The organism is Pseudomonas sp. ASL7 (assembly GCF_056680375.1).
Window position 1 is genome coordinate 1,903,749 of sequence record NZ_CM155279.1, and the last position, 14,366, is coordinate 1,918,114.

The 14,366-nt window shown below is 59.4% G+C and carries 14 protein-coding genes; 13 read left to right on the plus strand and 1 reads right to left on the minus strand.

Annotated elements, in window-relative coordinates:
* Positions 1–142 precede the first annotated feature (142 nt).
* Positions 143–643: a thiol peroxidase gene (tpx, locus tag AC1MDT_RS08640; protein WP_480421625.1), complete on the minus strand. Its 501-nt coding sequence runs from the start codon at positions 641–643 to the stop codon at positions 143–145.
* A gap of 396 nt (positions 644–1,039) precedes the next feature.
* Here tpx and AC1MDT_RS08645 point away from each other — a divergent pair, with 396 nt between their 5' ends.
* From AC1MDT_RS08645 to AC1MDT_RS08705, 13 genes are all read left to right on the plus strand, one after another.
* The gene (locus AC1MDT_RS08645) at positions 1,040–1,465 is read left to right on the plus strand and encodes a YciI family protein (RefSeq protein WP_480421626.1); all 426 of its coding nucleotides are present in this window, start codon (positions 1,040–1,042) and stop codon (positions 1,463–1,465) included.
* Between the two features lie 500 nt (positions 1,466–1,965).
* A complete protein-coding gene (locus AC1MDT_RS08650) occupies positions 1,966–2,376 on the plus strand; it encodes a hypothetical protein (RefSeq protein WP_480421627.1) in 411 nt (136 codons plus the stop codon).
* A gap of 9 nt (positions 2,377–2,385) precedes the next feature.
* A complete protein-coding gene (locus AC1MDT_RS08655; RefSeq protein WP_201117163.1) occupies positions 2,386–2,589 on the plus strand; it encodes a hypothetical protein in 204 nt (67 codons plus the stop codon).
* A 53-nt stretch (positions 2,590–2,642) separates the two neighbouring features.
* Positions 2,643–4,055, plus strand: coding sequence for a DUF1254 domain-containing protein (locus tag AC1MDT_RS08660; RefSeq protein WP_480422733.1), 1,413 nt, complete (start codon positions 2,643–2,645; stop codon positions 4,053–4,055).
* A 12-nt stretch (positions 4,056–4,067) separates the two neighbouring features.
* Positions 4,068–5,021, plus strand: coding sequence for a SphA family protein (locus AC1MDT_RS08665; protein WP_480421628.1), 954 nt, complete (start codon positions 4,068–4,070; stop codon positions 5,019–5,021).
* Positions 5,022–5,201: 180 nt separating this feature from the next.
* Positions 5,202–6,182 carry an AAA family ATPase gene (locus tag AC1MDT_RS08670; protein ID WP_480421629.1) on the plus strand — a complete coding sequence of 327 codons (981 nt, stop codon included), beginning with the start codon at positions 5,202–5,204 and terminating at the stop codon, positions 6,180–6,182.
* A complete protein-coding gene (locus AC1MDT_RS08675) occupies positions 6,179–7,114 on the plus strand; it encodes a DUF58 domain-containing protein (RefSeq protein WP_480421630.1) in 936 nt (311 codons plus the stop codon). The genes AC1MDT_RS08670 and AC1MDT_RS08675 overlap by 4 nt, the downstream gene beginning before the upstream one ends.
* Entirely contained in the window at positions 7,111–7,704 is a 594-nt protein-coding gene (locus tag AC1MDT_RS08680; protein WP_480421631.1) for a DUF4381 domain-containing protein, read from the plus strand. The genes AC1MDT_RS08675 and AC1MDT_RS08680 overlap by 4 nt, the downstream gene beginning before the upstream one ends.
* Positions 7,691–8,683, plus strand: a complete 993-nt coding sequence (locus tag AC1MDT_RS08685) for a vWA domain-containing protein (protein ID WP_480421632.1) — start codon at positions 7,691–7,693, stop codon at positions 8,681–8,683. Before AC1MDT_RS08680 ends, AC1MDT_RS08685 begins: the two co-directional genes overlap by 14 nt.
* A 1-nt stretch (position 8,684) precedes the next feature.
* Positions 8,685–10,283: a VWA domain-containing protein gene (locus AC1MDT_RS08690; RefSeq protein ID WP_480421633.1), complete on the plus strand. Its 1,599-nt coding sequence runs from the start codon at positions 8,685–8,687 to the stop codon at positions 10,281–10,283.
* On the plus strand, positions 10,280–11,584 hold the full coding sequence (locus AC1MDT_RS08695) for a BatD family protein (RefSeq protein ID WP_480421634.1): 1,305 nt from the start codon (positions 10,280–10,282) through the stop codon (positions 11,582–11,584). Before AC1MDT_RS08690 ends, AC1MDT_RS08695 begins: the two co-directional genes overlap by 4 nt.
* Positions 11,581–12,609, plus strand: coding sequence for an HAD family hydrolase (locus AC1MDT_RS08700; protein WP_480421635.1), 1,029 nt, complete (start codon positions 11,581–11,583; stop codon positions 12,607–12,609). The genes AC1MDT_RS08695 and AC1MDT_RS08700 overlap by 4 nt, the downstream gene beginning before the upstream one ends.
* A gap of 67 nt (positions 12,610–12,676) precedes the next feature.
* Entirely contained in the window at positions 12,677–14,266 is a 1,590-nt protein-coding gene (locus AC1MDT_RS08705; protein ID WP_480421636.1) for an arylsulfatase, read from the plus strand.
* Positions 14,267–14,366 lie beyond the last annotated feature (100 nt).

A 14,366-nucleotide genomic window follows, 5' to 3' on the forward strand; every position in this document is an offset into this window, starting at 1 on the left:
TAAGCACTGGCGACTATTAAGCAAAGCGCCTTTACCGGCAATTTACCTTCGGCTTACGTAACAGGATGTTTATCCAAGACACTGAATCACAAATGAAAACGGCCTGGACAGGGCCAGGCCGTTAACAAGTGTAAAACTGCGCTTATTTCAGAACGGCGAGCGCGGCTTCGTAGTTCGGTTCTTGACCGATTTCGCTAACCAGTTCGCTGTGCAACACAGTGTCGTTTTCGTCCAGTACCACAACGGCACGGGCGGTCAGGCCTTTGAGTGGACCATCGGCAATTGCCACGCCGTAGTTTTCGATGAACTCGGCACCGCGCAGGGTCGACAGGTTCTGTACGTTTTCCAGACCTTCAGCGCCGCAGAAGCGGGCCTGGGCGAACGGCAGGTCAGCGGAGATGCACAGCACCACGGTGTTGGCGACGTCGTTGGCTTGCGCGTTGAACTTGCGAACCGAGGTGGCGCAGGTCGGGGTGTCGATGCTCGGGAAAATGTTCAGCACTTTACGCTTGCCGGCGAAGCTCGCCAGGGTCACGTCGGACAGATTGCCGGCAACCAGGGAAAAGGCTGGCGCCTTGGAACCGGCTTGTGGCAGTTGGCCGTTGACTTGAACCGGGTTGCCTTTAAGAGTGACTTGAGCCATGAACGGAGTCCTTCTGAACGTTGATGTAGAGAATTTTGACGAGGCCGAAGTTAACCACGAAATGGCCCGACGACCTATGCCCAGATACAAATTGTGATGTATCGCCGCATCAATTGGATACAACCGTGCCTGCCAACACAAAACCCTGTAGGAGCGAGCTCGCTCGCGATGGCAGACCGGCAGTCACTTTATGTGTTGAGTGTTATACCGCTATCGCGAGCAAGCTCGCTCCCACAGGATCGCATACAGACTGATATAGGGTACCCCCTCGCCTGCCACCACCCGATGTTCGTGACGAAAGGCTGTTTCAACAGTCTTTTATTCGAAGCTCTGTCGATTTTGGAAACAGCCATTCGACTAGACGGTGAATCACTCAAATCCAGCGGAGATAACACCATGCGATTCATGATCATCATCAAAGCCAGCCAGGATTCCGAGGCCGGTGTAATGCCAAGCCAGGAACTGCTGACCGCAATGGGCAACTACAACGAGGAACTGGCCAAGGCCGGCATCCTCCTCGCGGGCGAAGGCCTGCACCCCAGCAGCAAAGGCGCCCGCGTGCGTTTCTCCGGCGACAAACGCTCGGTGATCGACGGCCCGTTTGCCGAAACCAAGGAACTGATCGCTGGTTATTGGTTGTGGCAGGTGAAGTCGAAAGAGGAAGCCATCGAGTGGGTCAAACGCTGCCCCAACCCGATGCCGGGCACCGAGGCTGAGATCGAGATTCGGCAAGTGTTTGAGATGGAAGATTTCGGTGCGCAGCTAACGCCGGAGCTTCGGGAGCAGGAAGAACGAGCATTTGGGAAAGGTAAAAAGTGCTGAGCATATAAGTCCTGCGCGGGCACCCCGCTCCTATACTGATTTTCTGCGCCCACAAAATACGCGTACGACAACAATCAACTGTGGGAGCGAGCCTGCTCGCGAAGGCGGACTGACAGTCGACGATGATGTCGACAGTTATGGCCTCTTCGCGAGCAGGCTCGCTCCTACATTTGGTTTGTGGCCGGTCACAAATCTCCGGTCCAACCTGATCCCCTGTGGGAGCGAGCCTGCTCGCGAAAGCGTAATGGCCGGCGACATCTTCTCGACAGAAGCATAGATATAGCGCACAAGCCATTGACCTTAATTAACTTTCCAGTACACAAAATTAACGAGAACCTACGCAAAAAAACCAAAGAATTAATCCCTTCGACTGGCTAACCCGTGGCTAGCTGCTAACTTCAAGAGATTCGTCCTACAGGCTTGATCGGAAAGAGATTACGCAGTAACGGCCAAAGATAAGGGCCGAGTCGTCCAATGAGCCACCAAGGAATCGGGGAATCATGTCGAAGAAAATGGGGAAGCACGCCTGTCTGTTGGCGACTTTTATTGCGCCTGCGTTTTGCGCTCAAGGCGATAACGCCGGCATCCCCATTCAAAGTAACAAGCCGCTGAGCCTGGCCCCGGGCGCCAACCTTCAGAACGCCTACACGCCGAAACTGTTCGCCACCAACGCCCATACCAACGACGCCTTGTTGCGTGCCACCTTACCGACCAGCACGGGCACCTGGACTTTCGACCTGAAGAATGACAGCCGCTACATCCCACTCGGTTTGGGTGGCGGCAAAGCCTGGAAGTCCGGTTCTAATATCCTCAACGCCTTCATCGAACCGCAGCGGACCGTCGAGCACAAAGGCGATGCGCAGCCGCAGTTCACGCTGTTCGCCGGAATCAACTTCACCTTCGGTAAATAAGGACCTTTTATGCACGGTGCAATTCGCGCAGCCGGCTTCAGCCTGATGACCATGTTCGTCAGCTGTGGCGTCGGCGCTCAGGACCTCGATACCCGAATCGGCAAGATCGCGATGGAAAGCGAACTGCCGGCCCATGAGTCGATTGCCAAGCTCCACGCCCAATGGCAGGAAGCGCTCCGCGACAAGCCAGGTGGCGATGGGCTTGCCCCGTGAAGTACCCCAGGATCAGGCACACCGCAGGCACTACTTGAAAAGGATTCGACATGCTGTTTGAAAAAACGCCACACCTGATGCTCATCGCACTCTCGCTCGCCCTGAGCACCGGCGCCTGGGCCAACTTCACCGCCACCCCGGAAGAAGCCCGGGGCATTGCCAAGGAAGCCTACCTGTATGGCTTCCCGGTGGTGGAGATGTACAAGACTCTCTACACCCAGGCCGTGGACAAGAAGAGCCCGAACTTCAAGGCACCGCTCAACCAGATCGGCAACACCGCCAAGGCATTCACCGCCAAGGACACCGCGTTTGTCACGCCGAACGCCGACACGCCCTACTCATTTGTGTGGATGGACCTGCGCGCCGAACCGATTGTGCTGACCCTGCCGCCCATCGAAGAACACCGCTACTACTCGGTGCAATTGATCGATGCCTATACGCAAAACTTTGCCTATCTGGGCACCCGCAGCACGGGCAACAACGGCGGCCATTTCATGATCGCCGGGCCGAATTGGCAGGGTCAGCAACCGGTTGAAATGGACCGTTTACTGCGCAGCGAAAGCAACATCGCCTACGCGCTGTATCGCACGCAGCTGTTCGATGAGAAGGACCTGGCCAAGGTTCAGCAGATCCAGAAAGGCTACAAAGTCGAAACGCTAAGCCACTACGTCAAACAGAAGGCCCCGCCAGCGGCGCCGAAGATCGACTGGCCAAAACCCACGCCGACCATGAGCGAAACCCCGGATCTGTTTCGCTACCTGAACTTCATGCTGTCGTTCGCCCCGGCGCAGGACGCTGAAAAGGACCTGCTCGGGCGCTTCGCCAAAATCGGTATCGAAGCCGGCAAGCCTTTCAAGCTCAGCGAACTCACGGCCGAGCAGCGCAAGGCCCTGGAAGACGGTATCAGCGATGCCAAAGCCGAATTCGCCCAGTTCAAAAAAGACAAAGTCGATAGCCACCAGGTCACCAGCGGTGACTTCTTTGGTACTCGCGACCACCTCAACGGCAACTACTTGTACCGCTACGCCGGCGCCAACATGGGGATCTTTGGCAACTCCGCCGAAGAAGCGAATTACATCGGCTACTTCGTCGACAAGGACGGCCAGCCGGTCGACGCATCAAAAAGCGCTTACACCCTGCATTTTGACAAAGGTGCCCTGCCCCCGGCTGACGCGTTCTGGTCCCTGACGATGTACGATGGCAAGACCAAGTTGCTGGTGGCCAATCCGCTCAACCGTTACCTGATCAACTCGCGCATGCTGCCGAACCTCAAGCTCGACGCTGACGGTGGCCTGACGCTATACGTCCAGCACAAGGCACCGGCCAAGGACTTGCAGAACAATTGGCTGCCGGCACCGAACGGTCCGTTCTATGGCGTTCTGCGCTTGTACCTGCCAAAACCGGAAGTCACCAACGGCCAATGGAACATGCCTCCGCTGACCCCCGTCACCCAACAAAAACAATAAGCAGAGTCAGTCATGGTCAAGCCTTGTGTAGTACGTCCTTTACTGGCCCTGTTTGTAATCGGGGCAAGCCCCTTGGTGCTCGCTGTCGAGGGTGGCGTCGGCCGGCCAATCACCGGCCAACAAGTGTTTTCCAACGCCGGGATCGTGCCGCCGGAAGCTGGCTGGGTCACGTCCTTCACCAGCATCTGGTATGACGGCAGTCTCAAGGGCAGCAAAGGCGTGCCGATTTCCGGAACGGTCGGTGTGGACCTGGACATGAAAGTCTCTTACACCATGGCCAACCTCACCCATGTCTGGGATACGGGCAAGGGTCGCTGGAACTATGCGTCGGCGATCGGCGTGCCGGTGCAGTACACCGATGTGTCCATCAGCATTACCGGCCCTCGCGGTCGGACCCTCGGCACCGAAGACACCGGCACGCAGTTTGCCGACATGCTGGTGACGCCGATTGCCGCCGGTTATCACATCGATGAAGTGAACCACCTCTCGTTCTCCCTGCCGATCTACGTGCCGACCGGCGCGTATGACGAAAATCGCCTGGCCAATCCGGGTCAGAACACCTACACCTTCATGCCGACCGTTGCCTACACCCACCTGGACGGCAAGGGTGGCGAGTTCACGCTATCGAGCGGGCTGGAGTTCTACACCGAAAACAACGCCACGGATTACCGTAACGGCGACATCTTCACCCTCGACGCCCTCTGGACCCACGGTTTCGGCAACGGTTGGAGCGCCGGCCTTGTCGGCGGTTATATCCAGCAGATTACCGACGACACAGGTGATACCGCTGACACTCTAAATGGCTTTCGTGGCCGTTCTGTCGGTGCCGGTCCGATCATCGGCTGGGCCGGTAAGTTCAACGATGCCCAAGCCAGTGTCAACGCGCGTTGGGTGCCCGAATTCGACACCAAGAACCGGCCTGAAGGCAACGGTATTGCGGTTAACCTCACGTTAGCGTTTTTCTAGGGAGTGACCAGGGATGGCCATCGGTTCCCGATTGGCTTTATGCAGCGTGTTATTCAGCGGGCTCGCCTGCGCCAACGGCGATTTTCCCGCGCTTGGCGGCACCCCTGCGCAACATTCCCGGCCTGTCTACTGGAAGGCTCCAGTCATTCCGACCTTTATGTTCCAAGCAAGGTGTTGCCCATGACCGCACTTAACGACCTCAACGCCCTGCAAGCCAGCATCGCCGAAGCCGTGCTCGGCCAGGATCAGGTTATCCGGCAGATTCTCCTTGGCCTGCTGGCCAACGGGCATTTGTTGCTGGAAAGCCTGCCGGGACTGGCCAAGACTCGCACGGTGAAGATGCTGGCCAGGCACCTGGACGCGAAGATGAGCCGTATTCAGTTCACGCCCGACCTGCTGCCATCGGACATCACCGGCGCCGAGGTGTTACACCAAATCGATGGCAAACACGAGATCCAGTTCCAGCCGGGTCCGCTGTTCGGCAACCTGATTCTGGCCGACGAAATCAACCGTGCCCCCGCCAAGGTACAGGCCGCGTTGCTCGAAGCGATGGAAGAACGGCAAATCACCGTGGCCGGCAACAGCCACGGATTGCCGGAACTGTTCATCGTACTGGCCACGCAGAACCCGATTGAACAGGAAGGCACTTATCCGCTGCCCGAGGCGCAGATGGACCGGTTCCTGATGAAAGTCTTGCTGGATTACCCAAGCGCAGAAAACGAGAGCCAAGTGCTGCGCCTGTTGCGCGAAGAAGAGCAGGCGTTCGGCACCAAAACCGTTGCGGTGCAAGGTTTCGCGCTGTCCCAGGAGGTGATTTTCGCGGCGCGCCGTGAAGTCAGCACCGTGCACGTGTCCCCGGCCATCGACCGTTACCTGATCGACCTGATTAACGCCACCCGCTATCCCGCCGATTACGACGCCGATCTCGGTCGCTGGATCGCCCTCGGCGCCAGCCCTCGCGGCGGCATCGGCCTGGACCGTTGCGCCCGCGCCGACGCCTGGCTGCAAGGGCAGGATTTTGTGTCGCCGGACAACGTGCGCGCGGTGGTGCACCCGGTGCTGCGTCACCGCTTGCAGCTCAGCTATGACGCGGTTGCCGACGGTGTGACGGCCGATCAGGTGCTTGATCGTCTGCTCGACAAGGTAGCAATTCCCGCATGATGACCGACGGCCTGGTCTACGTCTCTCTGGCGCAATTGATGGCGCTGGAGTTCAAGGCCCATGACCTGAGTTTTCTGGCCCGCCAGCCGCAAGGCAGCATCCTCGCCGGCAACCATGCTTCGCGCCTGCGTGGCCGGGGTTTGAATTTCGATGAGCTGCGCCGCTATCAGCCGGGCGACGACTTGCGCCACCTGGACTGGCGAGCCTCGCTGCGCACCGGCAAACCGGTGGTTCGCACCTTCACCGAAGAGCGCGACCGCCCGGCGTTGATTCTGGTGGACCAACGCATGTCGATGTTCTTTGGCTCGCAACGCAGCTTCAAATCCGCCATTGCGGCTGAACTCGGTGCCTTGGCAGCCTGGATGGTGTTCAACGCGGGCGATCGAGTCGGTGGGCTGGTGTTCAACGATTCACGCATCGACGCCATTGCCCCATTGCGCAGCCGCAAACGGATTGAAGCGCTGTGCAGCCGTATCGCTCAGCAAAATCAGGCACTGAACGCCACAAACCCGGACGCCGAGGGCGAAGATCAACTCGACAAGGTCTTGCAGCATTGCCTGGCCGTGGCGGGCCACGATCACCTGATCTGCATCGTCAGCGACTTTGCCGGCGCCGGCGAGCGCACCTTGCAGTTGATGCGGCAATTGGCGGCGCACAACGACGTCATCGCCATGCAGGTCTATGACCCGGTGGCGCTGAACCTGCCGAAGAACGGCCGCTTGCTTATTACCCAAGGCCAGTTGCAAGTGGAGTTGGCCGTGGACCAGCGCAGCGTTCACCAGCCGCTGGGCGATTTTCTCAGGGGCCGGCTGAAGGATGTGGCGACACTGCTGCGGCGCAGTCAGGTGCCGCTGATGATGTTCAGCACCGCGACCGATGCACAGGAACAACTGCGCGCTGAGTTGGGCAAGCTCGGTGGAGGTCGGCGATGAACCCGAACATTCCGAGCATCGATCAACTCAAGGAAATCGCCCTGCCCGCACCGGTCAGTTATGCGCCGCAGACGTGGGGTTGGTGGGTGTTATTGGCGGTGCTGGTTGGCGTGGTGTCGCTGATGGCGGCACGGCGTTACTGGCAATGGCGGCGTGATCGCTATCGCCGCGAGGCGCTGATGCGGTTGGCGCAGTTGCAAAAACGCAGCGATGACTTGAGCGCATTGCGCGAATTGCCTGAACTGCTCAAACGTGTCGCCCTGTCGATGCCATCCCCTTGGAATGCAAAACCTGTGGGAGCGAGCCTGCTCGCGATGGCGTCCGGACATTCGACATCTAAGGTGACTGACACACCGCTATCGCGAGCAGGCTCGCTCCCACAGGGGGGAGTTGCTGCGCTTGGAGGTGAGGCGTGGCAGGCGTTTCTGGTGCGCCACTGTTCACAGGCCTTGCCTGCCGATTTCAGTCAGCAACTGGCGCAACTGGCCTACGCACCGGATGCAACGTTGCGAGCCCTGCCAAGCGATAAACGCCAAGCGCTTTTCGCTACCTGCAAATTCTGGGTGGAGCGTCACCATGTGGCAGCTTGATTACCCGTGGCTGTTGCTGTTGCTACCGTTGCCGTGGTTGGGCTATCGCTACCTGCCCGATTACCGTGAGGCTCGCAGTGCCGTACGCGTGCCGTTTTTCGGGGCCATGAGCCGCGCGGTCGGCCAGACCCCGAGCCAGGCCGGAACTCGCAGCAATCACTGGCAGCTGCTGCTCAATCTGCTGGTTTGGGCGCTGTTGCTGTTGGCCGCAGCCCGACCGGTGCTCGTGGAAAAACCCATCGAGCACCAGCAACCGGTGCGCGACCTGATGCTGGCCATCGACCTTTCCCAATCGATGGAAACTACCGATTTCACCGACGCCAACGGTCAAAAGATCAATCGTCTAGCAGCGGTCAAAGACGTGGTCCACGGCTTTATCGACAAACGTAAGGATGATCGCCTGGGCCTGATCGTATTCGGCAGCGGCGCTTATCCGCAGGCGCCGTTGACCCTGGATCACGCCAGCCTGTCGCTGTTGCTCGACGACACCGGCATCGGCATGGCCGGCCCCAATACCGCCATCGGTGACGCCATCGGGCTGAGCCTGAAAATGCTCGACCAGGCTCACGAACAGGAAAAAATCCTGATCTTGCTCACCGACGGCAATGACACCAGCAGCGCTATCACCCCGGATCACGCCGCCGACATGGCCGCGGCCAAAGGCGTGGTGATTCATACCATCGGTATCGGCGATCCGACGGCTGAAGGCGAAGCCAAGGTTGACTTGCAGGGTTTGCAGCAGATTGCCAAAGCCACCGGTGGGCGCTTCTTCCGGGCCGAAGACCGCAACGCGCTGGATCAGGTCTACAGCACGCTCGACACGCTCACCCCGCACCAAGTGAAAACCCTCAGCCACCAGCCCAAAAAGGACCTCTTCGGGTGGCCACTTGGCGCTGCCATCGGCTTACTCGCGCTGTATCACCTGGGCGCCTTGCTTCGGCCGCACCTGAAACTCCCGCGTCAGCGGCCGGAGGCTTGAGATGGACATCAACTTCAGCGACTTCCATTTCCTGCGCCCGTTCTGGCTATTGCTGGTGCCATTCGCCGCGCTGCTCCCTGTGCTCTGGCGCCGCAGCCGCGACGTGCAACAGCGCTTGCGCAGTAACATTGCCGAGCACCTGTTGCCGCATTTATTGATCACCCCGCAGGACCACCACCGGTTGAGGCCGGTGCATCTGCTCTGCACGTTATTGTTGCTGGGCGCCATCGCCGCTGCCGGCCCGACCTGGGAACAGGATCGTCCGGACTTCCTGGAAAACCGTGCGCCACTGATCATTGCCATCGACCTGTCGCCATCGATGGACGCCAGTGATGTACAGCCCAGTCGCCTGGAAGCGGCCAAGCACAAGCTCCACGAGCTGATCCAGCGTCGCAGCGGTGCCCGGACCGGTTTGATCGCCTACGCCGGCAGCGCCCACCTGGTGCTGCCGCCAACCGACGACCCGGCACTGCTCGACACCTTCATTCAGGCCCTGGGCACTACCCTGATCAACACGCCGGGGAAAAACGTCAGTGCCGTGATTGATCAAGCCACGCGCCTGCTGGCGGCGGAAAAAACCCCGGGCACGCTGTTGCTGGTCAGCGACGGCGCCGACACCACGCAACTGCCAGGGCTGGACAGGCAACTGAACGACAGTGAACTGCAAGTGTTGATTCTCGCGGTGGGTAGCGAGGACGGCGGGATCATTCGCGGCCCCGGCGGCACTCCCGTCATTGACAGCAACGGCCGCCCGGAACTGGGCAGCTTTGACCCGGCCGCGCTCAAGCAATTGGCGTCTGCCACCGATGCACCGCTGGGCAGTCTGACCCTCAACAACGACGATCTGGACTGGATCGAACTGCATGCCCAGCACCACTTCCAGAATGCCAGCGCCGAACAGCGTGAGTTGCACTGGAAAGACGCCGGGTACTGGCTGTGCTGGCCACTGCTGCTGATCGCGTTCTTCAGCGTCCGCAAAGGCTGGAGCCTGAACTGGATGGCCGCGCTGCTGCTGAGCGCAGGCTTTGGCTTGCAACCGGCGCCCGCGCAAGCCAATGCCCTGACCGACGCGTTCTTCACCGCCGACCAGCAAGGCCGCTGGGCCTTCGAGCATCAGCACTTCCCCGCCGCTGCAAAACTGTTCAGCGACCCGTACTGGAAAGGCATCGCCGCGTACAACGCCGCCGACTACGATCTGGCCTTGGCCACCTTCGCCAGGCTCGACACGCCACAGGCCTACTTCTATCTGGGCAACATTTACGTGCGGCGCTTCAAGTTCGACGACGCGATAGACGCGTACACCCGGGCGCTGAAGTTGCAACCGCAGTTTCCGGAAGCCACCGCTAACCTGACGTTGGCCATCGCCCTGAAGAAGGACACCGACAGCGGCCTGAAAAACGCACCTGAGCCTGAGGATGAAGATGGCACGAAGGTGATGCATGAAAAAACTGGCAAGGGCCAAAGCATGGAAGTGCAACCTCAGCAGCCCGACTCGGATGAACAGTGGCTGCAGAGTCTGACCACCTCTCCCGCTATGTTCTTGCGACAAAAATTCAGCTTGCAGGACCAACGTGCGGCCCAGCCCGGGGGCCAGCCATGAGAGTGAGTGTGCTGCTGTGCAGCCTGCTTTCGACCTGTGTCTTCGCCGCCGAACCGCAGTTGCGGGTGCAGACTACATTGCAGCCCGGCGATACGGTGATGGTCGGCGCCGTCCTGCAATTGCAGGTCGAAGTGCTCACCGACAGCTGGTTCACCAGCGCGCCGACACTTCCAGACCTGAAGTTGCCCGGTGCGCTGGTCATGCCGCCCAATGGCTTGGGCCAACACACCACCGAAACGCTGGACGGCAAGCCGTTCTTCGGCATCCGTTACAGCTACCTGATCGTCCCGAACCAGGTGCAAGGTTTCGACATTCCGGCACTGACCATCAGCGCCACTCCCGGCCAGGCCAGTGCAGAGTTGAGCGTCCAGAGCCAACCGCTGCACTTCACCGCACAGCAACCGCCAGGGTTCAAACCCGGTGAGCCGGTGCTGGTGGCACAAGGACTGCGTTTCACCCAAAAAATCGTCAACTCGGCGACACCCTTGAAGGTGGGCGACAGCATCACCCGGCAACTGACGCTTCAGGCGGACGGAGCCTTGGCCATGTCGTTACCAACGCCGTCACTGGGGGACGTCAGCGGTTTGAGCCGTTACCCTAAAAGCCCACAGATCAGCAATCTGGACGACGGCCGTGGCAACTTCAACGGTGGCCAGCGCATTGACACCGCGACTTACCGGATCGACACCGAAGGCCGCCACAGCCTGCCGGCCATCGAGCTCAAATGGTGGGATGCCAATACCCAACAGATCCGAACCGCCGACGTCCCGGCAGTGACCTTCGACGCCGTTCCCAACAGCGCTTATCGGCCGGTGTTCTCGATCACCGAAGACCTGAAAAAGCTTGGCCAGCAACGTCGTCTGCACCTCTCCGGGCATGGGTTGGTCATCGTGGGGTTGCTGTTGTTCGTGGTGCTGCTCGGCTGGTTTATCCGTCCACTGATCCAGCGTGCGTACCTTGCAGCCCTGGCCCGTCGCCGCGCTCGACACGACGCCTGGCTGCAATCCGCCGACTACGCCTGGCGGCAAATACCCGCGCAAATCGATGGCAAACCCGCACAACTGAGCGCGCTGTACCTCTGGGCCAGACGCAGCCGCATGGGCCTGAAACTGAACAACTTCGGCCCACGTCTGCAAGCCCTTCTGCGCGCCTGCTACGGCCGTGTTCCCAACGAAGATCAGGCGCTGCGGCAACTCAAGAATTCCTTGGCTGCGCTGCACAGTAAGGCGCAACGCAACACGGTTTCAAGCACGCCCGCGCTTCGACCGCTCAATCCCGTTGATGAAAAGGACTTGCCATGACGAACCCGATAGCAAACCGCCCACGTTACGGACTGAAACTGCTCTTGGCACTGGCCTTGAGCCTGCCGCTGTTGGCCCTGGCCGCCGAGCCATTACCGTCGTGGAACGACGGCCCGTCGAAAAAGAGCATCATCGAGTTCGTCCAGGCTGTCACCGATCAAAGCAACAAGGACTTCGTCAAACCCGAGGACCGCATCGCGGTGTTCGATAACGACGGCACCTTGTGGAGCGAGCAGCCGATGTATTTCGAATTTCTGTTTGCCCTGGAAGAGGTCAAGCGCACCGCGCCTCAGCACCCGGAGTGGAAAACCACCCAACCGTTCAAGGCCGTTCTGGAAAACGACCACAAGGCGCTGGCCGCCGCCGGTATGGGCGGCCTCATGAAAATTTTTGTTGCGACTCACACCGGCATGACCACCGAAGCCTTCGATGACTACGCCAAGACCTGGCTAAGCCAGGCCAGGCACCCGAAGACCGGCAAGCTTTACACCGAGATGGTCTTCCAGCCGATGCTGGAAATGCTCGACTACCTGCGCAGCCAGGACTTCAAGACCTACATCGTTTCTGGCGGGGATACCGCGTTCATGCGCGCCTTTGCCGAGAAGGTCTATGGCGTTCCGCCGGAGCAAGTGATCGGCACCACGTTCGTCACGACGTTTCAGTACAAGGACGGCAAAGCGTCGATCATGCGCACCCCCAAACTGGCGCACTTCGATGACGGCCCAGGCAAACCCGAGAGTATCGACGCGGTGATCGGCAAGCGCCCGATCCTTGCGTTCGGTAACTCCGATGGCGACCTGCAAATGCTGCAGTGGACCGCAGCGGGGCCAGGCAAACGATTCATGGGGCTGGTGCATCACACCGACGCCAAGCGCGAATGGGCCTACGACCGCCACTCCGACATCGGTCGTCTGGACAAGGCCCTGGATGAAGCGAAATCACGTGGTTGGACTGTCGTGGACATGGCCGCCGAATGGCGCCGGATCTATCCGTTCGACGCCGCTACACCCGAGCAAGTGCAATAGAAAGCGTTACGCAGGACAGCAAAAACGTTTGTCGCATTCAGCGACGTCAGTAAAAGGAGCTAGTCAGATGACTCGCATACACAAGTGGCTACCGAAACTCGCCCTGGTGGCGGCCTCGTTGATGGCGATTTCGGCAACGGCCGGGGCCGCTGAGAAACCCAACATTCTGGTGATCTTTGGCGATGACATCGGCCAGACCAACATCAGTGCCTATTCGATGGGCCTGGTCGGCTACAAGACGCCGAACATCGACCGGATTGCCAAGGAAGGCATGATGTTCACCGACTATTACGCGGAGAACAGCTGCACGGCGGGACGCTCATCGTTCATTACCGGCCAGACGCCGTTGCGGACCGGCTTGTCGAAAGTCGGCATTCCGGGCGCACCGGTCGGCCTGCAAAAACGCGACATCACCATCGCGCAAGCGCTTAAGTCTCAGGGTTATGCGACCGGCCAGTTTGGTAAAAACCATTTGGGCGACAAGGACGAATACCTGCCGACCAACCACGGTTTCGACGAGTTCTTCGGTAACCTCTACCACCTCAATGCCGAGGAAGAACCTGAACGCCCTTACTGGCCAAAGGATGATGCCGAATTCGTCAAGGCCAACACCCCGCGTGGCGTGATTCACAGCTTCGCGGACGGCAAAATTGAAGACACCGGCGCGCTGACCGCCAAGCGTATGGAAACCATCGACGACGAAACCGTCGCCGCGGCGCAGGCGTTCATGGAGAAACAGGTCAAGGCGGACAAACCGTTCTTCGTCTGGATGAACACCACCCGTATGCACGTGTTCACTCACATTCGTGATTCGATCAAGGGCCAGAGCGGCATGCCCGGCAACGACTATGCGGACGGCATGCTTGAACACGACGGTGACGTCGGCAAACTACTGAAAACCATCGATGACCTGAAAGTCGCCGACAACACCATTGTGGTCTACACCACCGACAACGGCCCGAATCAGTTCACTTGGCCGGATGCGGCGACCACGCCGTTCCGCAACGAGAAGAACTCCAATTGGGAAGGCGCTTACAGGGTTCCAGCGATCATTCGTTGGCCGGGCAAAATCAAGGCCGGTGAAGTATCGAACGAAATGTTCTCGGGCATGGACTGGTTCCCGACGCTGCTCGCCGCTGCTGGCGAAACCGACGTGAAAGGCAAGTTGCTTAAAGGCTGGGCGCCGACTTCGGGCGGCACCAACTTCAAAGTGCATCTGGACGGCTACAACCAACTGCCGTATCTGACTGGCCAACAGCCTAAAGGCGAGCGTAAGGAGTTCTACTACTTCAACGATGACGGCATGTTGGTAGCCATGCGTTTTGACAACTGGAAAGTGGTGTTCTGCGAACAACGTGAACCAGGCGGTTTTAAAGTCTGGAGCGAACCGTTCGTGTGTCTGCGCGTACCGAAAATCCTCAACCTGAGAATGGATCCGTACGAGCGCGCCGACGTGGTTTCCGATCAGTATTACGATTGGAGTTCCAAAAACGTCTATCTGGCCGCTCAAGCGGTACAGAAGGCTGCAGGGTTCCTGCAGACCTTCATCGAGTACCCGCCAAGCCAAAAACCGGCCAGCTTCAGCATCGATCAGATCCGTGCTGCAGTAGACGCCAAAATCGCAGAAAAAATGAAAGCTGCACCGGCTGCACAGTAAGATCGCTTGACCGCCGCTCGCCCTCACCGGCGAGCGGCCCCATTCAATGTGAACACGCCCCCTGTAGCAGCTGCCGAAGGCTGCGTTCGAGGACAAAGTC